Annotated in this window: 20 protein-coding genes; 8 read left to right on the top strand and 12 right to left on the bottom strand. The window is 60.8% G+C overall.

The features are described from left to right. Positions 1–50: 50 nt before the first annotated feature. From nirC to nirB, 3 genes are read right to left on the bottom strand one after another with little or no spacing between them, the layout of a single operon-like run. A complete protein-coding gene (gene nirC / locus ACMGGW_RS21275) occupies positions 51–851 on the bottom strand; it encodes a nitrite transporter NirC (RefSeq protein ID WP_049206055.1) in 801 nt (266 codons plus the stop codon). Between the two features lie 16 nt (positions 852–867). Continuing rightward, positions 868–1,194, bottom strand: coding sequence for a nitrite reductase small subunit NirD (gene nirD / locus ACMGGW_RS21270; RefSeq protein WP_019456155.1), 327 nt, complete (start codon positions 1,192–1,194; stop codon positions 868–870). After that, positions 1,191–3,740: a nitrite reductase large subunit NirB gene (gene nirB / locus ACMGGW_RS21265; RefSeq protein ID WP_127146883.1), complete on the bottom strand. Its 2,550-nt coding sequence runs from the start codon at positions 3,738–3,740 to the stop codon at positions 1,191–1,193. Before nirB ends, nirD begins: the two co-directional genes overlap by 4 nt. Before the next feature lie 303 nt (positions 3,741–4,043). On the opposite strand from nirB, the gene ACMGGW_RS21260 reads away from it, so the two are divergent. Beyond that, positions 4,044–5,312 carry a cytosine deaminase gene (locus ACMGGW_RS21260; RefSeq protein ID WP_275586838.1) on the top strand — a complete coding sequence of 423 codons (1,269 nt, stop codon included), beginning with the start codon at positions 4,044–4,046 and terminating at the stop codon, positions 5,310–5,312. Between the two features lie 53 nt (positions 5,313–5,365). Here ACMGGW_RS21260 and tsgA read toward each other — a convergent pair whose 3' ends face one another. From tsgA to ACMGGW_RS21240, 4 genes are all read right to left on the bottom strand, one after another. Further along, positions 5,366–6,550 (bottom strand): MFS transporter TsgA, encoded by a 1,185-nt coding sequence (tsgA, locus tag ACMGGW_RS21255; protein ID WP_025304528.1) that lies wholly within the window; start codon positions 6,548–6,550, stop codon positions 5,366–5,368. A gap of 191 nt (positions 6,551–6,741) precedes the next feature. Then, a complete protein-coding gene (locus tag ACMGGW_RS21250; RefSeq protein ID WP_420279531.1) occupies positions 6,742–7,722 on the bottom strand; it encodes a LacI family DNA-binding transcriptional regulator in 981 nt (326 codons plus the stop codon). 70 nt (positions 7,723–7,792) lie between these two features. Further along, the gene (locus ACMGGW_RS21245) at positions 7,793–9,100 is read right to left on the bottom strand and encodes a 6-phospho-beta-glucosidase (protein ID WP_025304526.1); all 1,308 of its coding nucleotides are present in this window, start codon (positions 9,098–9,100) and stop codon (positions 7,793–7,795) included. Next, on the bottom strand, positions 9,097–9,435 hold the full coding sequence (locus tag ACMGGW_RS21240) for a PTS lactose/cellobiose transporter subunit IIA (protein WP_025304525.1): 339 nt from the start codon (positions 9,433–9,435) through the stop codon (positions 9,097–9,099). The genes ACMGGW_RS21245 and ACMGGW_RS21240 overlap by 4 nt, the downstream gene beginning before the upstream one ends. A 353-nt stretch (positions 9,436–9,788) precedes the next feature. On the opposite strand from ACMGGW_RS21240, the gene ppiA reads away from it, so the two are divergent. The 6 genes from ppiA (at position 9,789) to argD (ending at position 16,596) form a co-directional block, all read left to right on the top strand. After that, positions 9,789–10,358 carry a peptidylprolyl isomerase A gene (ppiA, locus tag ACMGGW_RS21235; RefSeq protein ID WP_025304524.1) on the top strand — a complete coding sequence of 190 codons (570 nt, stop codon included), beginning with the start codon at positions 9,789–9,791 and terminating at the stop codon, positions 10,356–10,358. 155 nt (positions 10,359–10,513) lie between these two features. Continuing rightward, positions 10,514–12,199: a sensor histidine kinase gene (locus ACMGGW_RS21230; protein ID WP_049206060.1), complete on the top strand. Its 1,686-nt coding sequence runs from the start codon at positions 10,514–10,516 to the stop codon at positions 12,197–12,199. Then, positions 12,199–12,924 (top strand): two-component system response regulator BtsR, encoded by a 726-nt coding sequence (gene btsR, locus ACMGGW_RS21225; RefSeq protein ID WP_025304522.1) that lies wholly within the window; start codon positions 12,199–12,201, stop codon positions 12,922–12,924. The genes ACMGGW_RS21230 and btsR overlap by 1 nt, the downstream gene beginning before the upstream one ends. 151 nt (positions 12,925–13,075) lie before the next feature. Continuing rightward, on the top strand, positions 13,076–14,599 hold the full coding sequence (locus ACMGGW_RS21220; protein ID WP_033645261.1) for a helicase HerA-like domain-containing protein: 1,524 nt from the start codon (positions 13,076–13,078) through the stop codon (positions 14,597–14,599). 72 nt (positions 14,600–14,671) lie between these two features. Continuing rightward, on the top strand, positions 14,672–15,247 hold the full coding sequence (locus ACMGGW_RS21215) for an aminodeoxychorismate synthase component II (protein WP_025304520.1): 576 nt from the start codon (positions 14,672–14,674) through the stop codon (positions 15,245–15,247). Positions 15,248–15,378: 131 nt separating this feature from the next. Beyond that, positions 15,379–16,596 carry a bifunctional acetylornithine/succinyldiaminopimelate transaminase gene (gene argD / locus ACMGGW_RS21210; protein WP_025304519.1) on the top strand — a complete coding sequence of 406 codons (1,218 nt, stop codon included), beginning with the start codon at positions 15,379–15,381 and terminating at the stop codon, positions 16,594–16,596. A gap of 40 nt (positions 16,597–16,636) precedes the next feature. Here argD and ACMGGW_RS21205 read toward each other — a convergent pair whose 3' ends face one another. After that, complete coding sequence (locus ACMGGW_RS21205; protein ID WP_025304518.1) at positions 16,637–18,715, bottom strand: YccS/YhfK family putative transporter; 2,079 nt, start codon at positions 18,713–18,715, stop codon at positions 16,637–16,639. 50 nt (positions 18,716–18,765) lie between these two features. Further along, positions 18,766–19,398 carry a cAMP-activated global transcriptional regulator CRP gene (crp, locus tag ACMGGW_RS21200; RefSeq protein WP_004090925.1) on the bottom strand — a complete coding sequence of 211 codons (633 nt, stop codon included), beginning with the start codon at positions 19,396–19,398 and terminating at the stop codon, positions 18,766–18,768. A 382-nt stretch (positions 19,399–19,780) separates the two neighbouring features. Here crp and ACMGGW_RS21195 point away from each other — a divergent pair, with 382 nt between their 5' ends. Next, on the top strand, positions 19,781–20,188 hold the full coding sequence (locus tag ACMGGW_RS21195; RefSeq protein ID WP_420279530.1) for an OsmC family protein: 408 nt from the start codon (positions 19,781–19,783) through the stop codon (positions 20,186–20,188). A 38-nt stretch (positions 20,189–20,226) separates the two neighbouring features. Here the strand turns inward: ACMGGW_RS21195 and ACMGGW_RS21190 are convergent, their stop codons facing one another. The 3 genes from ACMGGW_RS21190 to ACMGGW_RS21180 all read right to left on the bottom strand — a co-directional run bounded on the left by ACMGGW_RS21190 (position 20,227) and on the right by ACMGGW_RS21180 (position 22,458). Continuing rightward, positions 20,227–21,096 (bottom strand): phosphoribulokinase, encoded by an 870-nt coding sequence (locus tag ACMGGW_RS21190; RefSeq protein ID WP_025304516.1) that lies wholly within the window; start codon positions 21,094–21,096, stop codon positions 20,227–20,229. Between the two features lie 151 nt (positions 21,097–21,247). After that, a complete protein-coding gene (locus ACMGGW_RS21185) occupies positions 21,248–21,481 on the bottom strand; it encodes a YheU family protein (RefSeq protein WP_004930376.1) in 234 nt (77 codons plus the stop codon). Further along, complete coding sequence (locus tag ACMGGW_RS21180; protein ID WP_147823733.1) at positions 21,478–22,458, bottom strand: hydrolase; 981 nt, start codon at positions 22,456–22,458, stop codon at positions 21,478–21,480. Before ACMGGW_RS21180 ends, ACMGGW_RS21185 begins: the two co-directional genes overlap by 4 nt. Between the last annotated feature and the right edge of the window lie 12 nt (positions 22,459–22,470).

Here is a 22,470-nt window from a genome sequence, read left to right as displayed (position 1 = left end):
GGCACTCCTCGGGGGTAATCAGTGTGGGGGCGAAATGCGCCCCCGAAAACTTAGGCGGTCTGACGTACGGCGGCTTTCGCCGCCTGCGGGCGTTCGGCGCGCGGCGTGGCGTACCAATACCCCAGACCCATTAGCACCGAGCCGGACAGGATGTTGCCCAGCGTCACCCACAGCAGGTTGTGGCCGATGCCGGTGAGGGTGTAGGCCTCGCTGTGGTTGCCGAACCAGGAGAGGGCAAACAGCGTCATGTTGGCGACGGAGTGTTCGTAACCCGAGGCGATAAAGGCCAGCAGACACCACCAAATGGCGATGAACTTGGCGGCGCCTTCTACGCGGATCGCCATCCAGATCGCCAGGCAAACCAGCCAGTTGCACAGCACGCCCTTGAAGAACAGCACCTCGGCCGGCGCGGTGGTTTTTGCCAATGCGGCGCTGTGCACCAGACTGGTATCCACTGGCAGCAGGCTACCGCCGCCGTAGTAATACATCAGCGCCACCAGCACCGAGCCGAGCAGGTTGCCGAACCAGGTTTGCGGCAGCACTGCCCACATCTGGCTTTGGCGGATGGTGCCGGCCTTGACGCCGAGCGTCAGGAACATCGTATGGCCGGTGAACAGTTCGGAACCGGCGATGATCACCAGCGTCAGCGCGATGCCGAAGGTGGCGCCCATCACCAGCGGCCGCACGCTTGGGTCGGCCAGGTTGCCGAGGGTGAAGATCAGGATGATGCCGAGGCCGACGTAGGCGCCCGCCATCGCCGAGCTGATCCAGAAGCCGAGCGGGCTCTCCTTCGCCAGGCGGACGATGCGCGCCGCGTTGGCGGCGCATTTGTTTATCGTGTCGGTAAACATGTTGCCTCCCGAAAGGTTATGCCGCGACTTGCACGATGCCGTCGACCACCCGGCTGGCGAAGCTGGCGACGGAACGGCTGTCATCTTCCAGACAGTGACCGTCGTACAGGCGGAAATGCTGTTTCTTCAGCGGGCTGGCGACCCACAGTTCACCCTGATGCTCGGCGATCAGCCCGCGTGACAGCACGCTGGCCTGGGCGAACGGGTCGATATTGCTGATGGCGAACACCTGTTCGTCGGCATAGGGGCGGAACACCGCCACCTGCCGATCGCCGATCAGGGCACATACGCCGGTGCCGGGCAGAATGTCGGCGACGGGACAAACGGTAATCCACTGGCTCATGCGTGGCTCTCCTCGGTATCGATCAGGGTGACGGGAATGCGCTCGTCAGGGCGCGCCGGGCGGTGCTGGTCGCGTTCGGTCACCACCTGCACGTTCGGATCGCGCAGCGGGCTGTTGATGAAGTGGGCGAAGCGCAGCTGCGTTTCCGGATGCTCGACGGTCTCTTTCCACTCGCAGACCACCGCGTCGCGCAGGCGGGCGATCTCCGCTTCCAGTTGGTCGTTGATGCCGAGCTTGTCGTCGACGATCACCTTGCGTAGGTAATCGATGCCACCTTCCAGGCTCTCCAGCCATACCGAGGTACGCTGCAGCTTATCGGCGGTGCGGATATAGAACATCATGAAGCGGTCGAGGTAGCGCACTAGGGTCTCGCGATCGAGATCGGCGGCCAGCAGATCGGCGTGGCGCGGTTTCATGCCGCCGTTGCCGCAAACATACAGGTTCCAGCCGTTCTCGGTGGCAATGATGCCGACGTCCTTACCCTGCGCCTCGGCGCATTCGCGGGTACAGCCCGAGACGCCGAACTTCATTTTGTGCGGGGTGCGGATACCTTTGTAGCGATGTTCCAGCGTGACGCCGAAGCCGACGCTGTCGCCGACGCCATAGCGGCACCAGGTGCTGCCGACGCAGGTTTTCGCCATGCGCAGCGCCTTGGCATACGCGTGGCCGGTTTCAAAGCCGGCGGCGAGCAGCTTGCTCCAGATGGCCGGCAGATCGTCTTTCTGCGCCCCGAACATGCCGATACGCTGCGAGCCGGTCATTTTGGTGTAGAGGTTGTACTCCTTGGCGATCTGGCCGATGGCTAGCAGGCCGTCCGGGGTGATTTCGCCGCCGGCGGAGCGCGGGATCACCGAGTAGGTGCCGTCTTTTTGGATATTGCCGAGGAAGTTGTCGTTGGTATCCTGCAGCGGCGTATGCTGCGGCTTGAGGATGTACTCGTTCCAGCATGAGGCCAGCAGCGAGCCGACGGTCGGTTTACACACTTCGCAGCCGTAGCCTTTGCCGTATTTGGCCAGCAATGCCTCGAACGACTTGATGCCTTCGACGCGGATCAGGTGGAACAGCTCCTGGCGTGAATAGGCGAAGTGTTCGCACAGGTGGTGGTTGACCTCGATGCCTTGCTTGCTCAGCTCGGCGTTCAGTACCTGGGTGAGCAGCGGGATGCAGCCGCCGCAGCCGGTGCCGGCCTTGGTTTCGGCCTTCAGCGCCGCCACGGTGTGGCAGCCTTTGTTGACCGCCTGGATGATGTCACCTTTGCTGACGTCGAAGCAGGAGCAGATCTGCGCGCTTTCCGGCAGCGAATCCACGCCGATGGCCGGTTTGCTGCCCGCATGGGCCGGCAGGATCAGGCCGTCCGGGTTCTCCGGCAGCTCGATGCCGTTCAACGCCAGCTGCAGCAGGTTGCCGTAGTCGCTGGTGTCGCCCACCAGCACTGCGCCGAGCAGGGTTTTATTGTCGGCGCTGACCACGATGCGTTTGTAGACTTCTTTGCTTTCATCCAGATAAACGTAGCTGCGGGCGCCTTCGGTGCGGCCGTGTGCATCGCCGATGCCGCCGACGTCCACGCCCAGCAGCTTCAGCTTGGCGCTCATGTCGGCGCCCTGGAAGCCATTTTCGCGGCCCAGCAGGCGATCGACGGCCACCTGCGCCATTTTGTACCCCGGGGCCACCAGACCGAAGGTGCGATCGCGCCAGGCGGCGCACTCACCGATGGCGTACACGTCCGGATCCGACGTCTGGCAGCTGTCGTTGATGGCGATGCCGCCGCGGCGGCCGATCTCCAGCCCGCACTGGCGCGCCAGCTTGTCCTGGGCGCGGATGCCGGTGGAGAACACGATGAAATCCACTTCCAGCAGGCTGCCGTCGGCGAAATGCATGGTTTTGCGCGCCGTGCCGCCGCCGTTGACGATCTCCTGGGTATTTTTGCCGGTGTGTACCTTGACGCCCATGCGCTCGATCTTACGGCGCAGCTGGTCACCGCCCATCGGGTCGAGCTGTTCGGCCATCAGCATCGGAGCGAACTCGATCACGTGCGTTTCCACCCCCAGGCTTTTCAGCGCGCCGGCGGCTTCCAGCCCCAACAGCCCGCCGCCGACCACCGCGCCGCGTTTGCTGCGGCGCGCGCAGGCTTCGATGGCATTCAGGTCTTCGATGGTGCGGTAAACGAAGCAGTCCTGGCTATCCGAGCCTTTAATCGGCGGGATCCACGGATAGGAACCGGTGGCCATGATTAGCTTGTCGTAATAGACGGTGCGGCCGGTGTTGGAGTGGATCACCTTCTCGTCACGATTGATGGTGATAGCGCGTTCGCCGACCAGTACCTTTACGCCGTGTTTTTCGTAAAAGCCTTCGCGCACCAGCGACAGCTCTTCGGCGGTGTGGTGAGAGAAGTAGGAAGAGAGGTGCACGCGATCGTAAGCGATACGCGGCTCTTCGCAAAATACGGTGATTTCGAACTGGTCTTTGTCTGCTTTATCCAACAGATCTTCGATGAACCGGTGGCCGACCATGCCATTGCCGACGACGGCAAGTTTGACTCTGCTCATTATTGCCTCAAAATTCTGGTTTCCTAGGGTTACCTTATCCCTCCCGATGAGCAATTTATTGATGCAAATCAATCACACTCTCATATACCTCCAATGTGGTATATAAATGATTTTTCACGTTTTTTGATAAGTTGCGGATTTTATTCATCTTTAGCTGAAGCGAGTCAGTTTGCAGGTAAATTACCCCGCAGGGAGTAAACGCAAGGGGTAGGCATGGCACGGCGACTTTGTCAGCGCGATCCGCTGCCAGTATGATGAAGAAAACCAGCGCAACGGCAGAGGTGAAGGGTGGCGAAACGTCCATTGAAATTTATCGACAACCTGCGTTTAAGCGGGCATGAGGGATTGTGGCAACTGGCGATCGAGCAGGGGCGCATTGCGCATCTGGTACCGCAGCCGGAGGGGCAGGAGTGGCGCGGCGACGTGTTGGATGCGCAGGGCGGGCTGGCGTTGCCGGCGTTCGTCGAACCGCATATCCACCTGGATACCACGCAGACCGCCGGTCAGCCGGCCTGGAACCAGTCCGGCACGCTGTTCGAGGGCATTGAGCGCTGGGCCGAACGCAAAGCGCTGCTGACTCATGAAGACGTCAAACAGCGCGCCTGGCAAACGCTTAAGTGGCAGATCGCTAACGGCGTGCAGTATGTGCGCACCCACGTCGACGTTTCCGATCCCACGCTGACCGCGCTGCGTGCCATGCTGGAGGTTAAGCAGGAGGTGGCGCCCTGGGTGACGCTGCAGATCGTCGCCTTCCCGCAGGAGGGGGTCCTTTCCTACCCCAACGGCGAAGCGCTGCTTGAAGAGGCGCTGCGGCTGGGCGCCGACGTGGTGGGCGCCATTCCGCACTTCGAATTCACCCGCGAATACGGCGTGGAGTCGCTGCATAAGGCGTTCGCGCTGGCGCAAAAATACGATCGGCTGGTGGACGTGCACTGCGATGAAATCGACGACGAGCAATCGCGCTTCGTCGAGACCGTGGCGGCGCTGGCGCTGAAGCTGGAGATGGGAGCGAAAGTCACCGCCAGCCACACCACGGCGATGCACTCTTACAACGGCGCTTACGCCTCGCGGCTGTTCCGTCTGTTGAAGATGTCCGGCATCAACTTCGTCGCCAATCCGCTGGTGAACATTCACCTGCAGGGCCGTTTCGACAGTTACCCGAAACGGCGCGGCGTGACCCGAGTGAAGGAGATGCTGGAGGCGGAGATCAACGTCTGTTTCGGCCATGACGACGTGTTCGATCCTTGGTACCCGCTCGGCACCGCCAACATGCTGCAGGTGCTGCACATGGGGCTGCACGTGTGCCAGCTGATGGGCTATGGCCAAATCGACGACGGACTGAAGCTGATCACCCACCATAGCGCGCGCACGCTTAACCTGAGCGACTACGGCCTGGCGGCCGGCAACAGCGCCAACCTGGTGATCCTGCCGGCGGAAAGCGGCTTCGACGCGGTGCGTCGCCAGACGCCGGTGCGTTATTCGATTCGCCAGGGTGCGGTGATCGCCGAAACGCGGCCGGCGGAAACCACGCTGCATTTGCAGCAGGAGGAGACGGTGGATTTTCGGCGCTAAGGCGCAAAAAAGGGCGCCTTGCGGGCGCCCTTGATGTATTTGATGCGAAGAAATCAGTGCGTCACGTGACCGTGGCTGCGGTGCTTGGTCACGAAGCCCAGCAGCAGACACATCACGAACACCGCCAGATACAGGCCGTTAGCGGTGGTCAGCGCCGCATGTGCGCCGCCTTTCGCCACGATCGGGCCGGTGACCACGAAGGTCAGCATGGTGCCGATGGTACCGCAGGTCAGGATAAAGTTGACCAGCTTCGGCGAGGAGACCTTGGTCTGCAGCGAGCCGAGGGTGATCAGCGTGGTGTAGATGGCGCTGGAAACGAAGCCCAGGGCCATGATGTAGTAGCCCAGGTGCTCCGGATTGTCGGTGCTGACGAACAGGTACATCGCGCCGGTAGCCAGCGCGGCCAGCACGGTGACGATGCGTTGCAGATCGAAGAAGCGCAGGATGAAGCTGAACACCCACATGCCAACCATATAAGAGGTCCAGAAGTCGCTCACCAGCTTACCGGCCTGGCCGATGTCCATGTTGAACGACTTGGTGGCGTACTCAGGCACCCACTGAATGAAGCCCAACTGGCCGAGGATATAGCACAGCGCGGCGATCGACAGGAACAGCACGCCGATGCCCCATTTTTCTTTCTCGACTGGTTGACCGGCATCGGCGCCTTTCTTGCCCAGCACCGGGAAGTCGGAGCACAGGGTCAGCACGAAGATCCCCACGTACAGCAGGCCGATGCAGGCATAAACCCAATACCAGCCGATATGGCGGGCCAGCAGCATCGCGGCGACGATCGGGAAGATCATCCCGGCCATGCTGAAGAAGGAATCGGTGAACAACAGGCGCGAACCGCGCTGGCGGCCGGCATACATGTGGGTGATCAGGAAGGTGCCGATCGACATGGTGATGCCGCTTACCACGCCGAGGATAAACATGCACAGCGAGAACATGGTCAGGCTCTTGCCGAGCATCAGCCCTGCGACTGCCAGCACCATCAGGACAAAGCCGAAGATCAACTGACGCTTCAGCGGGATGATTTCCATCAGCCAGGCATTGAGGAAGATCGAAATCAAAATACCGGCGTTGAGGAAAGTAAAGGTGTTACTCATGCTGGAAACCGGCAGATTAAAGTACTCTGCAATGTTTCCCATCACCATCCCTGTGACGATCACTAAAGCACCGGTCAGCGCGTACGAAAAGAAGCTGATCCAGGTAAGCCGTATGCGGTTACTGTCATTCATTGTATAGGCCTGAATATGTCTGTTAGAGGTTTTAAAACTGGCATAAGGCCGCTGGCTTTTCCTGGCAAACGCAGAAAAAAGTCCCGATCAGGCCACCAGGGGGCGGATCCTAGCACAGACAACGGGATTTTTTGTGATGGCTGTCGATTTTTTGATGCAACCCATGAAGGGGTGATACGCATTATTGTGATCTATTTGCGTACCGTCACAATGGAATCACGGTTGATGATCGTCGGCTCAAACCGGTGCGCCGGGGTGGCAGCGTCGATCAGCCTGCGCGCCGCGTATTGGGCCATTTCGCTGATGGGAAAGTGTACGCTGCTCAACGCCGGGCGCACGAAAGGTGCGCGTTCGCCGCTGTCGTAACAGATCAAGGAGATATCCTGCGGTACCCGCAGGCGGTGCTCGTTGATCGCCAGCAGCGCGCCGATCGCCATCTCTTCGTTGCAGCAGTAGATGGCGCTGGGCAGTGCGGTTTGCTGCAGCAGATGATCGGCGCAGCGGTAACCGCTTTCCAGATCGTAGACGCCCTCCAGACAGGCTACCGGCTCGATATTCGCCGCCTGCATCGCCTCTTCAAATCCTTGCAGCCGCAGGCGGCTCGACGGGCGCTCGCGCGGGCCGCTGATGCAGGCGATGCGCCGGTGCCCGGCGTCGAGTAACTGCTGCGTCGCCATGCGGCTGGCAAGCGGGTGATCGAAGGTGACGCAGCGGTCTTCCAGCCCCGGCACCAGACGATCGAGCAACACGAAATCACGTTGCTCCGCCGCCAGCTGGCGCAGCCGATCGTCGCTGAGAAAACGCACGTGCAGGATCACGCCGTCGCAGCGCAGGCTGAACAGTCGCTGCACCGCCTGCCATTCGTTTTCGGCACTGTTGCGGCCCTGGGTCACCAGCAGCTGCTTGCCGTGGGATTCGGCCTCGGTCTGCACGAAGTCCATCAGCGCGCCGAAGAAGCCACCGCGGTACGACGTCGTGACCAACCCGAGGGTATTGCTGTGGCTGGAGGCGAGTGCACGGGCCGCCGGGTTGGGGGTATAACCGAGCTGGGCGACGGCGCGTTCAACCTTCTCGCGGGTCGGCGCCTTGACGTTGCTGTCGCCGTTCACTACCCGCGATACGGTGGCGCGCGATACGCCCGCCAGCGCCGCGACATCTTCCAGTGTCACCATCGTCCAACTCCTGATTACGGCTAAAAAAATGGGTTCGGCGTGCCGAACCCCTGTCATACCGCGCCGGCGCTTACCTGAACTGCGGCAAGTACGGCGCGTTTATCGTCAACACCTCGTCCAGCAACGGCTGTGCCAGGTTGGCGTTGCCCACCAGCGGGTTGGCGATCAGCGCCAGCAAGCCGCTGCGGCGATCGCCGTGCACTGCCGCCTCGATGGTCAGGCGCTCGTAGGCTTTTACCTGCTGCGTCAGCGCCTGCATCGGTTCCGACAGCGGGCCGAACGTCAGCGGATGCGCGCCCTGGGCATCGACGATACAGTTGATTTCTATCACAGCATCGTCCGGCAGGCCATGGATTGCGCCGCGGTTTGCGGTGTTGACCACTAATTGCGTGCCGAGATTATTATGGATAGCACGGATCAGCTCCAGCGCAACTTCGGAATAGAAAGAACCGCCGCGGAAGCTGAGTTGCTCCGGTTTACTGTTCAACTGCGGATCGGCATACAGCTCGAACAGCTCTTTTTCTACCTGCATCACCTGCTCGGCGCGGGTGCCGCGCTCGCCGGCGGCAGCCATCTCTTCCGCCAGCATCTCGCGGGTCTGGTAAAAATAGCGGTGGTACGGGCAGGGGATGGCGCCGAGCGCGCGCAGGAAGTCCGGCTGCCAGGGCTCTTCCTTGATGTTGTTCATGGTCAGCGCCGCGCCGTCGCACAGCATGTCGATCACGTTGCCGGTGACGTCGCGCCCCTGCTGCGTGACCTGATGCACCCAGACCATGTGATTCAAACCGGCGAACCGCAGCTGCACGTCGGCGTAAGGCGCCTGCAGCATGTTGGCGATCATGTGATGCATGCTGATCGGTACGTTACACAGGCCGATGATCTTCGCTTTGGTAAAGCGGGACACCGCCTCGGTGACGATGCCGGCCGGGTTGGTGAAGTTGATGATCCAGGCGTCCGGCGCCAGCTTTTCCACCCGACGGGCGATATCCAGCATCACCGGAATGGTGCGCAGCGCCTTGGCGAAGCCGCCGACGCCGGTGGTCTCCTGGCCGAGCAGCTGGTATTTCAGGCCCAGCCGTTCATCGGCGGCGCGCGCCGGCAGTTGCCCGACGCGGAACTGGGTCAGCACGAAAGCGGCGCCGTGAATGGCGTCGTCCAGCGCGAAGTGCACGCTGACCTTCACCTGTTCCAGCCCGTGGCGCGCCAGCATGCGGCGGGTCAGGGCGGCGATGGTTTCCACTTTTTGGCGGCCTGGCTCGACGTCCACCAGCGCCAGTTCGGTGACCGGCAGCTCATCGATGCGTTGGATCAGCCCATCGACCAGTTCGGGAGTGTAGCTGCTGCCACCGCCAATCACCGCGATTTTGAGCGTGTTCATGAGCGGCCCTCCGTCTGTGACTGACGGCGATAGAGCTCGATCATGTCGTCGGCCAGATCCTGGATGACCATGGCGTTCATCAGATGATCCTGCGCATGCACGGTGATCAGGTTGATCGCCAGCTTGCCGCAGCCTTCGTCCAGGCCGATCAGCTCGGTCTGGATCAGGTGCGCCTTCTTCACCCACTCTTTGGATTCGACCATGTGTTTGGCCGCGGCGGCGAAGTCACCGGCGCGCGCTTGCCGCAACGCCATCAACGCATTACTGCGCGCGCTGCCGGAGAACACCAGCAGTTCCATGATGGTGCTTTCAAACTCGGGGCTGACTTCAGTCATCAATTCACTCACGTCATTTCTCCAGGGGTTGCGCGGCTACGCCGCCGTGGGATACCTCAGTATCCGTTCTTTTTATAATGAGAGCGCTCTCATTTATATAGGGTAACGGCAACGGGTGTGCAAACTGGGAGGTAGATCGCAAAAAACGCCCCGGGGCGGCGCTGGGCAAAAAATGCGTGACGCGGTTGGCAAAAAAGCCTTCTGCGCCCATACTTTCCGCAGCAAAATTCAGGGCCGCCTAGGATATGTCCCGTAATTGGGTAAATATAGGTAAATGGCTGGTACTTGCCGATACAGCTCTTTAGAATCAAAGCGCTTTTCCGTTGTTTGTCTCTCAGAGAAAGGACCCGTTAATGTTCAAACGTACTTTAGTGACCTTCGTCGCGCTGTGTTCCCTGACAGCGATGGCGCCAGCGGCGCTCGCTGCCGGTGAAACCCACGTCATGCTGACCACCTCGGCAGGGAATATCGAGTTGGCGCTCGACAGTCAGAAGGCACCGGTTTCCACCCAGAATTTCGTCGATTACGTGAACAGCGGGTACTACAACAACACCATTTTCCATCGCGTGATCCCGGGCTTTATGGTTCAGGGCGGCGGTTTCACCGCTGACATGCAGCAGAAATCCACCAAGGCGCCAATCAAGAACGAAGCCGACAACGGCTTGCGCAACCTGCGCGGCACCATTTCGATGGCGCGCACCGCCGACAAGGACAGCGCCACCAGCCAGTTCTTCCTGAACGTGGCGGATAACGCCTTCCTGGATCACGGCCAGCGCGATTTCGGCTACGCCGTGTTCGGCAAAGTGGTGAAAGGCATGGACGTCGTGGACAAGATCGCTCAGGTGCCGACCGGTAACGTCGGCCCTTACCAGAATGTGCCGACCAAACCGGTGGTGATTCTGTCGGCCAAGGTGTTGCCGTAAGTTTTTTGGCCGATCCCGCCGGGGTCGGCCGTCCTTCCTCACGAAGCCTTGCCTTCATCACTGTTTTCTCCCGTGCCCCATGCTCTAATCGGCAGACAATAACCAGACCGGAAATCCGGCGTTCGCCCTTTGTTGTCTCTGGATGAGTTGCTGCCATGTATGAATTTAACCAGGTGCTGTTGCTGTTGCAGCAGATGTGCGTCTATCTCGTCATCGCCTATCTGCTGAGCAAAACCCCGCTGTTTATCCCGCTGATGCAGGTGACTATTCGCCTGCCGCACAAGCTGCTGTGCTACGTGATCTTCTCGGTGTTCTGCATCATGGGCACCTATTTTGGGCTGCACATTCAGGATTCGATCGCCAACACCCGCGCGATAGGCGCGGTCCTGGGCGGGCTGCTGGGCGGGCCGTCGGTGGGCTTTCTGGTCGGGCTGACCGGCGGCCTGCACCGGTATACGCTCGGCGGCATGACCGACGTGGCCTGCGCGATTTCCACGGTGTCGGAAGGCCTGGTCGGCGGCATCGTACACAGCATCGCCATGCGCCGCGGGCGCATCGAGCTGCTGTTCAATCCGCTGTTCGTCGGCGGCGTGGCGCTGGTGGCGGAAGTGCTGCAGATGGCGATCATCCTCGCGGTGGCGCGCCCCTACGACGAAGCGTTGCAGCTGGTAGAGCACATCGCGCTGCCGATGATGATCGCCAATACCGTCGGTGCGGCGATGTTCATGCAAATCCTGCTGGATCGGCGCGCGATGTTTGAGAAATACACCAGCGCTTTCTCTTCCAAGGCGCTGAAGATCGCCGAGCGCACCGAGGGCATCCTGCGCCAGGGCTTCGATCAGGAAAACAGCATGAAGGTCGCCCGGGTGATTTATCAGGAGCTGGGTATCGGTGCAGTGGCGATCACCGATCGTGACAAGCTGCTGGCGTTTATCGGCATCGGCGACGATCACCACCTGCCGGGCACGCCGATCGCCTCGGTGCATTCGCATCGCGCCATCGACAACAACGAGGTGGTGTACGCCGACGGCAATCAGCTCTCTTACTGCTGCTCGATCAATCCGGCCTGCAAGCTGGGATCGACGCTGGTGATCCCGCTGCGCGGCGAAAACCAGCGGGTCATCGGCACCATCAAGCTGTACGAACCGAAAAGCCAGCTGTTCAGCACCATCAACCGCACGCTGGGCGAAGGCATTGCCAGCCTGCTGTCGGCGCAGATCATGGCCGGACAGTACGAGCGCCACAAGCAGCTGCTGGCGCAGTCGGAGATCAAGCTGTTGCATGCGCAGGTCAATCCGCATTTCCTGTTCAATGCGTTGAATACGCTGGTGGCGGTGATCCGCCGCGATGGCGAACGGGCCTGCGATCTGGTGCAGTCCCTCTCAACTTTCTTTCGTAAAAACCTCAAACGTTCGGATGATGAAGTCAGCCTGGCGGACGAGATTGAGCATGTGAACGCCTACCTGCAGATTGAGAAAGCGCGCTTCGCCGATCGGCTGGAGATCGCGGTATCGCTGCCGGAGGCGCTGCTGGCGGCGCGGCTGCCGGCGTTTTCGCTGCAGCCGATCGTCGAGAACGCCATCAAGCACGGTACCTCGCATCTGTTGGGCGTGGGCCGCATCGAAATCGGCGCCTGCTGCGAAGGCGAGCATCTGCTGCTGCAGGTGACGGACAATGCCGGGCTGTTCCAGCCGAAGCCGAACTGCAGCGGGCTGGGGATGAACCTGGTGGATAAGCGCATTCGCGTGCGCTACGGCGAAGGCTATGGCGTGCGGGTGGATTGCCGGCCGGACGCCTATACCCGCATTACGCTCAATGTTCCCATGGAGAGGGTCGCCTGATGTTAAACGCACTGATTGTTGACGATGAGCCTTCCGCGCGCGACAACCTGCGCCATCTGCTGGAGGCCGAAGCGGGGATCACGATCATCGGCGAATGCGCCAACGCCATCGAAGCCATCAGCCAGATCCACCGGCTGCAGCCGGACGTGGTGTTTCTCGATATTCAAATGCCGCGTATCAGCGGGCTGGAAATGGTCGGCATGCTGGATCCCAACCGCATGCCGCACATCGTGTTTCTGACCGCCTACGACGAATACGCGGTGCAGGCGTTCGAGGAGCACGCCTTCGACTATCTGCTGAAGCCGGCGGAGCCGAAGCGGCTGAGCAAGACGCTGCAACGCCTGCGGCAGCGCAGTGCGCCGCAGGACGTGACGGCGCTGGATGAGAGCGCCGGTTACCTGAAATACATTCCCTGCACCGGCCACAGCCGCATCTATCTGCTGCGGTTTGACGAGGTGTTGGCGATCCGTTCCAAACTGAGCGGGGTATTCGTGGTGCGCAGCGACGGCATGGAGTGTTTCACCGAATTGACGCTGCGCACGCTGGAAAGCCGTACGCCGCTGGTGCGCTGCCATCGGCAGTATTTGGTCAACCTGGAGCAGGTGCGCGAGATCCGCTTCGAAGAAGGCGGCGCGGCGGAGATGATCATGTCCGCCGGCGATCCGGTGCCGGTCAGCCGGCGCTATTTGAAAGCGCTGAAGGAGCAACTGGGGCTGCGGGGGTGATGCAGGTCTTAGGGGGATTCTGAAAAGACAGGCATCATGGGCGTCCCGACGGCGCCCATTTTGTTTGTCCTTGACGGGGTTACGCGGCGCTTATAGCTTTATTGCATCAACAGGCGCGTTTCGCGCCGCGTCAGCGTCAAAGGAACAGAAAATGAGTGAACCACGGATTATCGCCAAAGCGATGAAAGACGGAAAACCGGAACAGGATCTGGTGATTTTGCCGGCGTTGGCCAACCGCCACGGGCTGATCACCGGGGCAACCGGCACCGGCAAGACGGTGACGCTGCAGAAAATGGCCGAGCAGTTCTCGCGCATCGGCGTGCCGGTGTTCCTGTCGGACGTGAAGGGCGATCTGTCTGGCATCGGCGCCGAGGGCGTACCGTCCGAGAAGCTGCAGGCGCGCCTGGCAGCGATTGGCGTCACCGACTGGCAGCCGCAAGCCTGCACCATTATCCCGTGGGATATTTACGGCGAAAAGGGCCACCCGATCCGCGCCACGATTTCCGATCTCGGGCCGCTGCTGCTGGGGCGTCTGTTGGATCTGAACGAAGTGCAAAGCGGCGTGCTGCAGCTGGTGTTCAAAATTGCCGATGACAACGCGCTGCTGTTGCTGGACATGAAAGACCTGCGCGCCATGGTGCAGTTCGTCGGCGATAACGCCAAACAATTCCAGACTCAGTACGGCAACATCTCTGCCGCGTCGATCGGCGCCATCCAGCGTGGGTTGCTGACGCTGGAAGAGCAGGGCGCCAACCAGTTTTTCGGCGAGCCGATGCTGGACATCAACGATCTGATGAAAACCGACGCCAACGGCCATGGCGTGATCAACCTGCTGGCGGCGGACAAGCTGATCAATCAGCCGAAGCTGTATTCAGTGTTCCTGCTGTGGCTGCTGGCCGAGCTGTTTGAGCACCTGCCGGAAGTGGGCGACCCTGAACAGCCGAAGCTGGTGTTCTTCTTCGATGAAGCGCACCTGCTGTTCAACGATGCGCCGGCGGCGCTGTTGACCAAGATCGAACAGGTGGTGCGCCTGATCCGCTCCAAAGGCGTCGGCATTTACTTCGTCACCCAGAACCCGCTGGATATCCCGGACAGCGTGCTGGGCCAGTTGGGCAACCGCGTACAGCATGCGCTGCGCGCTTTCACGCCGCGCGATCAGAAGGCGGTGAAAACGGCGGCGCAAACCCTGCGCGCCAATCCGGCCTTCGATGCCGAAACGGCGATTACCGAGCTGGGCGTGGGTGAAGCGCTGGTGTCATTCCTCGACGAGAAGGGCCGGCCGAACGTGGTGGAGCGGGCGATGGTCATCGCGCCGGAATCCAAGATGGGCATGCTCGGTGCGGAAGGGCTGAACAGCGCGATCAACAAGTCGCCGCTGTATGGCCGCTATGAAGACATGATTGACCGCGAGTCAGCTTACGAGAAGCTGTCGTCGGGCGGCTTCGCCACCGTCGGCACTGCGCAGCAGGGGCAGCAACCGCAGGCGCAAGCACAGCAACAGACGGGCGGCGGCCTGATGGACGGATTGAACGAGCTGCTGTTCGGTTCCACCGGCCCGCGCGGCGGCAAACGCGACGGCATCGTCCAGACCGCTGCCAAGAGCATGGCACGCGATCTCGGCCGGCAGATCCTGCGCGGCGTACTGGGCTCGATCACCGGCGGCCGTAAAAAGTAAGCGGAAATTATCGTCGGCAGCGGCGGGTTAAATCAGTAAACTATGGCGGCGTTTTTCTCTGCCGGACCTAATATGCTGCTGCTGATCGATAACTACGACTCCTTTACCTATAACCTTTACCAGTACTTCTGCGAATTGGGCGCCGAGGTGCTGGTGAAGCGCAACGATGAGCTGCAGCTGGCCGATATCGCGCGGCTGGCGCCGCAGCATCTGGTGATTTCCCCTGGCCCCTGTACCCCGAACGAAGCGGGTATCTCGCTGGCCGCCATTCGTCATTTCGCCGGCAAGCTGCCGATCCTCGGCGTATGCCTGGGGCACCAGGCGCTGGGGCAGGCGTTCGGCGCCGAAGTGGTGCGCGCCCGCGCGGTGATGCACGGCAAAACTTCGGCGATTCGCCATCTGGGCGTCGGCGTGTTTCGCGGCCTGAACGATCCGCTGACCGTGACCCGATATCACTCGCTGGTGCTGAAAGCCGATACGCTGCCGGATTGCTTTGAAGTGACCGCCTGGAGCGAACGCGACGGCGTGCGCGACGAGATCATGGGCATCCGCCACCGCACGCTGGCGCTGGAAGGGGTGCAGTTCCACCCGGAAAGCGTGCTCAGCGAGCAGGGCCATCAGCTGTTGGATAATTTTCTCAGGCGTTAATCCCTTCGCGTTTTTTTCGCCCGTCAGGCGTTTTGCATTTGCGCTTTAGTGTTTTTTTATGCATATTTCGTGATTATATTTTCACTATAACATCGCGATAGCGCTGAAAAACCTTCAGGGTGGAGCCGAAAATGACTGACAAATCCGCAGTGAGCCGCAGCACCTTTGACCAGGTGATCCTGCCTGTTTATGCACCCGCCCAGTTTGTTCCGGTGCGCGGCAAAGGCAGCCGGGTCTGGGATCAGCAGGGAAAAGAGTACATCGATTTTTCCGGTGGCATCGCGGTGACGGCGCTGGGACACTGCCACCCGGCGCTGGTCGAGGCGCTCAAACGCCAGGGCGAAACCCTGTGGCATACCAGCAACGTCTTCACCAATGAACCGGCGCTGCGTTTGGCGAGCAAACTGATCGACGCCACCTTCGCCGACCGGGTGTTCTTCGCCAACTCCGGCGCAGAGGCCAACGAGGCGGCGTTCAAACTGGCGCGTCATTACGCCATCACCCGCCACAGCCCGTACAAAACCAAAATCATCGCCTTCTATAACGCGTTTCACGGCCGCACGCTGTTCACCGTGTCGGTGGGTGGGCAGGCCAAATATTCCGACGGGTTCGGGCCGAAGCCGGCCGACATCGTGCACGTGCCGTTCAACGATCTGGCGGCGGTGAAAGCGGTGATGGACGACCATACCTGCGCGGTGGTGATGGAGCCGATTCAGGGAGAGGGCGGCATTACGCCGGTCGACGCCGACTTCCTCAAAGGCGTGCGCAAACTGTGCGACCAACATCAGGCGCTGCTGGTGTTCGACGAAGTGCAAAGCGGCATGGGGCGCAGCGGCAAGCTGTTCGCCTATATGCATTATGGCGTGACGCCGGACATTCTCACCACCGCCAAGGCGCTGGGCGGTGGTTTCCCGGTCAGCGCCATGCTGACCACCGAAGAGATTGCGTCGGTGATGCAGGTGGGCACTCACGGCACCACCTACGGCGGTAACCCGCTGGCCTGCGCGGTGGCGGAGGCGGCGCTGGATGTGATCAATACGCCGGAGGTGCTGAGCGGCATCGAGCAGCGCCACGCGCTGTATGTGCAGGCTTTGCAGGATATCGGCGATAAATACGGTATTTTCACCGCCATTCGTGGCATGGGGTTACTGATCGGCGCCGAGTTGACGCCGCATTATCACGGCAGAGCGCGCGATTTCCTCACCGCCGCCGCTGCGCGTGGGTTGATGATCCTCAACGCCGGGCCGAACGTGATCCGCTTCGCGCCGTCGCTGGTGGTGGAGCCGCAGGACATCGAGGCCGGCATGGCGCTGTTCGAGCTGGCGGTGCAGGATGTGATCAACGCCTGAAGCCCGTGCGGCGAATAACGGGGCGCGGCATGCCGCGCCCTTATTGATCGCGGAGTTTGCGCTTGAGCCAAATGCCGTGGTGCGGGCGTTGGCGCCAGGCCAGCGACGAAATGGTGTGCATCACGCTCAGGTGCGACAGAATGCGCCGCAAATGACGCTCCATCTCGGTAACGGGCATCTCCGGATGCAGATCCGGCGGCTGCATGATGCCGCTGCTGCCGCTGCTCGGGCCGTCGTACTCCAGGCGTTGCTGGCAGCTCTGCAGCGCAATTTCACAGGTTTGCAGATACGTTTCCGCCAGCTTCGGCGTCAGCATATAGTGCTCGCGCGCCAAAATGGTCATGGCATTCAGGTGTTCGACGATAAACTGGCTGTGAGTGACCCATAAACGCATATCCGCCAGATAGTTCGACGCGAATCCCGGCTCCTGCATCGCCTGATTGAGCGAGGTGAACAGCGCGTTGTGCGCCTGGTTGACCTGCATGCGGGCATAGGCCAACGCGGTGGCGTCCGGCTCCGGCTGTTCCAGCATCAGCCGCAGCGCGGCTTGATCGTTTTCCAGTGCCTGATGGGCATTCTTGCGCAGCAGCCCGCTTTGCCACTGCGGCCATAGCCAAATGGTGCCGCCGAACGCCAGCACGCAGCCGATCAAGGTATCAATCAGACGAGGCACCAGAAAATGCGAGCCGTTCAGCGCCAGCAGCTGCAAGGTGTAAACCGCCGTCACCGTAAAGCCAATCACCGATAGCCCGTAGTTCTTGCGTGAAACCAGGTAGGCTAGCAGCGTGATCACCAGCATGATGCTCAGCGTTTCGCCTTCCGGTAACTGCAGCTGCAGCAGCCCGGCCGCCAGCAACAGCCCGGCAATCGTGCCCAGCGCACGGTGCTGAATACGCACCCGGGTGGCGTTATACCCGTTTTGGCTCACCAGCATGATGGTGAGCAGGATCCAGTAAGGCTTCGGCAGGTTGAACACCGCCCCCAGACTGCTGCCGACCGCCAGCGTCACCCCCAGCCGCGCGGCGTTGCGCAGGGCGGTAGATTTGAACGACAGATAGCTGGCTAGCGCCGGCCAAAACGGCAGGCGGTGCTGGCCGGGCATCAGATCGCGGCGGTACAGCGGATGCTGGGTGCGCAGCAGGCGGGCGATGCGGCTGAAGTGGTAATAACAAAACTGGCCGACCGGGTTATCGGGATGCTGCGCCGCCATTTTTTCCAGCGCCGCCAGCTCGTGGGCCATGGAAAAGCGCTTCGAATGTTGATGGTAGAGTATATCGTGCGCCACCACGCGCAGCCGGCCGGCGATCACCTGAGCGTTGCGGCGAATGATCGCTTCGGCCTGGCTCTGCTCCACCAGTTTTTGCACTTCCTCCGGCAGATGCAGGCTGACGGTGATGTGCTCCTGCAGATCCATCGCCACCTGAAAGGCGCGCTGCAGTCGCTTTTGATCGAGGTTGTTGGCGTGCGGCAGGAAATTAAGCTGTTGGTACAGCAGGCTGATCAGATCCATCACCTTTTGCTGGCGCACCAGCAGTGGCGGCAGCGCGGTCTGCGGATCGGTGTGCTGAGTCAGCAGGGAGTATTTGGCTTCGAAGTAGTCCGCCAGTTCCAGATAGAGCTGGCTGAGCGTCTCGCGCATCGGTTGCTCTTTCCACAGCCGGAACCAGAACCAGGTGAATAAGCCGTACCAGACGGTGCCGATCGCGTACAGCAGCGGCGCCTGCCAGACAGGCACCGTGCCGGCCGTGCTGAGAGCGAAGATGGCGGCCACCAGCGCCGCCGGCAACAGCCGGGCGTGCAGCGGGCTGATTTCGCCGGTAACGCCGAGCAGCAGCGCCAGGCCCAGCATCAGCGCCGGCAGCGGCACGTGCCACAGCAGTGCCTGTTGCAACAGCACGCTGCTGAAGGCGAACAGCGAGCCGCCGACGATCAGCCGTTTAAAGAAGCGCTTATGCGGCGTGTCCAGACCGGCGATATTGCAGCAGGCGGGCACCAGAGAGAACATCAGGCCGAGCTGCAGCTGGCCTATCAACAAGCCAAACAGCACCGGTAGGCACAACACCAGCGTTTGTCGCAGTGCGTAGTTGATTTCCGGGTGGTAGATCAGGCGGCGCCACATGGCAGAGAGCAGACAAAAAAACGGCGCAGATTGCGCCGTTTCTTCAGGGATTAACGGGTGCCGTAGACGACAATGGTTTTGCCGTGGGCGGAAATCAGGTTTTGATCTTCCAGCATTTTCAGAATACGGCCAACGGTTTCACGCGAGCAGCCGACGATCTGGCCGATCTCCTGACGGGTGATCTTGATCTGCATGCCGTCCGGGTGAGTCATGGCGTCGGGTTGCTTCGCCAGATTCAGCAGGGTTTGCGCGATGCGGCCGGTCACGTCCAGGAAGGCGAGGTTGCCCACTTTTTCGGAGGTAACCTGCAGGCGGCTCGCCATTTGGGCGGACAGGCGCATCAGGATGTCCGGGTTCACCTGGATCAGCTGGCGGAATTTCTTGTAGGAAATTTCGGCCACTTCACAGGCGGTTTTCGCGCGAACCCAGGCGCTGCGCTCCTGGCCTTCTTCGAACAATCCGAGCTCGCCGATGAAATCCCCCTGGTTGAGGTAGGACAGGATCATCTCTTTACCTTCTTCATCCTTGATCAGCACCGCGACGGAGCCTTTCACGATGTAGTAAAGCGTTTCGGCCTTTTCACCTTGGTGAATCAGCGTACTCTTCGATGGATATTTGTGGATATGGCAATGAGACAGGAACCATTCGAGAGTAGGGTCTGTTTGCGGTTTGCCGAGAACCATTCGCTGTTATCCTCTGTTGTTATCGCTGCCTTGTGTCACAGGGGTCAGAGTTCCCTGTAAAACCCGCCTGTAGCCGCAGTCATGAGCGAGGGCTACCGGCAAGTTTTGAGGCGTGTCATAAAAATACGCTGTCGCTCTAGCATATTAACTTGCCGTAAGCGCTGCAAGCTACATTCTGTTAACATACCGGTAAAGGAGCCTTTCTCTGGGCGTTTCCCTGAAATTCAGTGTCCCGGAAAGATTTATTGCGGCTCTGTTTGTAGCACAGAGTAAGGCGGGTGTCTCGTGTTGTCTCGCTTCAGCATGATTAGCATCAGGTTACGTTGCCTGTTTCTATGCGAAAGCGTACTCTGATTTTAAGAAATTAACCGGAGTGACCAGAATGCAGGCAAGAGTTAAGTGGGTGGAAGGGTTAACGTTTTTGGGTGAATCGGCCTCCGGCCACCAGGTGCTGATGGACGGCAACGCCGGCGATAAAGCGCCGAGCCCGATGGAGATGGTGCTGATGTCGGTGGGCGGCTGCAGCGCGATTGACGTGGTGTCCATCCTGCAAAAAGGGCGCAACGACGTGCGCGACTGCGAGGTGAAGCTGACCTCCGAGCGTCGTGCAGAAGCCCCGCGGTTGTTCACCCATATCAATCTGCACTTCATCGTCACCGGTCAGGATCTGACCGACAAAATCGTAGAGCGTGCGGTGAACCTGTCGGCGGAGAAATACTGCTCGGTGGCGCTGATGCTCAACAAGGCTGCCACGGTGACCCACAGTTCCGAGATCCGCCAACCGGCGTAATCGAGACGGAGCGCGGCCCGCCGCCGCGCTCAACGCATTTATTCGATCTTCTTGCCTTCCAGCAATCGCTGCACCAGCGGCGCCATGATCAGCTCCATCGCCAGCCCCATCTTGCCGCCCGGCACCACTAACGTATTGATGTGCGAGATAAACGAGCCCTGCAGCATCGCCAGCAAATAGGGGAAGTCAATCTGATCCAGCCCGCGGAAGTGGATCACCACGAAGCTTTCATCCAGTGAGGGAATGGCTTTGGCGGCGAACGGGTTGGAAGTGTCCACCGTCGGCACACGCTGGAAGTTGATGTGGGTGCGCGAGAACTGCGGCGTGATGTAGTTGATGTAATCTTCCATCGAACGCACCACCGAATCCATCACCGCCTCGCGGGAGTGGCCGCGCTCGCCGGTATCGCGGATCAGCTTCTGGATCCACTCCAGGTTGACGATCGGCACCACGCCGACCAGCAGATCGACGTGGCTGGCCACGTCATGGTGTTCGGTGACCACACCGCCGTGCAGCCCCTCGTAGAACAGCACGTCGGTCGGCGCCGGCAGCGGCTCCCATGGGGTGAAGGTGCCCGGCACCTGATTGTAGGGCACCGCTTCGTCGTAGGTGTGCAGGTACTTGCGCGAACGGCCGGTGCCGTTTTTGCCGTACTCGATAAAGCTCTGCTGCAGCAGGCCGAAGTCGTTGGCCTCGGGGCCGAAATAGCTGATGTGTCTGCCCAGATCGCGCGCCTTGCGGATCGCCGCGTCCATTTCCGGCCGGGTGTAGCGGTGGAAGCTGTCGCCCTCCAGTTCGGCGGCGCGAATGTTGAGCTGTTGGAAGATTTTGCGGAACGCCACGCTGGTGGTGGTGGTGCCGGCGCCGCTGGAACCGGTCACCGCGATAACGGGATGTTTGGCAGACATGGTGGTTGTCACTCCGTGTTGAATGCGCCGGCGTCAGGGGATTATTGTGGCTCTTGTTGACGCTCTCTATGTCAGGAAAAAATGGCGCTCGCTGGTTTGCAATGTCCCATTGTTACCTGATTTTTTCCGTCAGTCATAGAACCGAACGCCACTAAATTTCTTCCTGCCCGGCGCGGAACTGGCCGCGCGGCATGATGTTGACGCTCTCATGCAGTTCTGACCATACCAGCACCACCTCGCCGTTTTTCAGCTGGCGGCGCACGTCCTCCACCTTCTGTTCCAGCGATCGTTCGTGCTCGCCGTAATCGGTGCCTTCGCGCAGCACAAAGGATTCGATCAGGCTGTTCAGGGTGTCGGTTGCCAGTTCTTGCCAGGGAATGATCACGTCGGGATGTCCAGATAAGGGGAAAGCCAGGCCGGAATGCGATGCTCCAGCCACATGTGCGGTTTTTTCAGCGTGCCGCCGACAAAGCCGACGTGGCCGCCGAACTCGGTCAGCTGATATTCGATATTGCGCGGCAGGCCAGCGACGTCGGGGATCACCTCATGGGTCATGAAGGGATCGTCCTTCGCATGGATGATCAGCAGCGGCGTTTGGATCGCCGGCAACAGCGGCAGAGCGCTGCAGCGGCGATAATAGTCGGTGGCGTCGCTGAAGCCGTGAATGCGCGAAGTGATGGCGTCGTCGAACTCGCGGATGCGCCGCAAACCGTTCAGCTGTGACAGCTTGAGCGGCAGGGTGTCCGGGTAGTGCAACAGTTTGCGGGTGGCGTTTTGTTTCAGTTGCCCCAGCAAATAGCGCTGATAGACGCGGGAGAAGCCTTGCTCCATGCGGTAGGCGCAGGGTTCCAGCATCAGCGGCGCTGAGACCACCACCGCCGCCTGCAGCAGGCTGTCGGCGCCTTGCTGCGCCAGATAACAGGCCAGCATGTTGCCGCCGAGCGAAACGCCTACCGCCGCGGTTGGCACCTCACCGTAGCTGTCGCGCAGCCAGCGCAGGAAGAAACGCGCGTCTTCGGTTTCGCCGGAGTGGTAGATGCGCTGTTTGCGGTTGGGCACGCCGCTGCAGCCGCGAAAGTGCATCACCACGCCGAGCCAGCCGCGCTCACGCCAGGCGTTGAGCAGGCCATGCGCGTAGGGGCTGTAGAAGCTGCCTTCCAGGCCGTGGAACAGCACCGCGCGCGGTTTGTCGCGCGCTTGCGCCGGATCCTCGCTCCAGGCAAGATCGACGAAGTCGCCGTCGGGCAATTCCAGCCGTTGCCAATGCGGTTTCAATAACACGCGGCGGCGCACCAGCCGCGGCAACAGCGTTTGCAGGTGCGGGTTACTGGCCCCGGTCAGGGGGCGAAAGGTGTTAGGCATAGGCTGAGTAAA

This window comes from Serratia sp. BNK-4 (assembly GCF_048685115.1).
GTDB lineage: Bacteria > Pseudomonadota > Gammaproteobacteria > Enterobacterales > Enterobacteriaceae > Serratia > Serratia bockelmannii.
The sequence above is the reverse complement of the archived record's forward strand: the minus strand, read 5'-3'. Positions and strand labels throughout refer to the sequence as shown.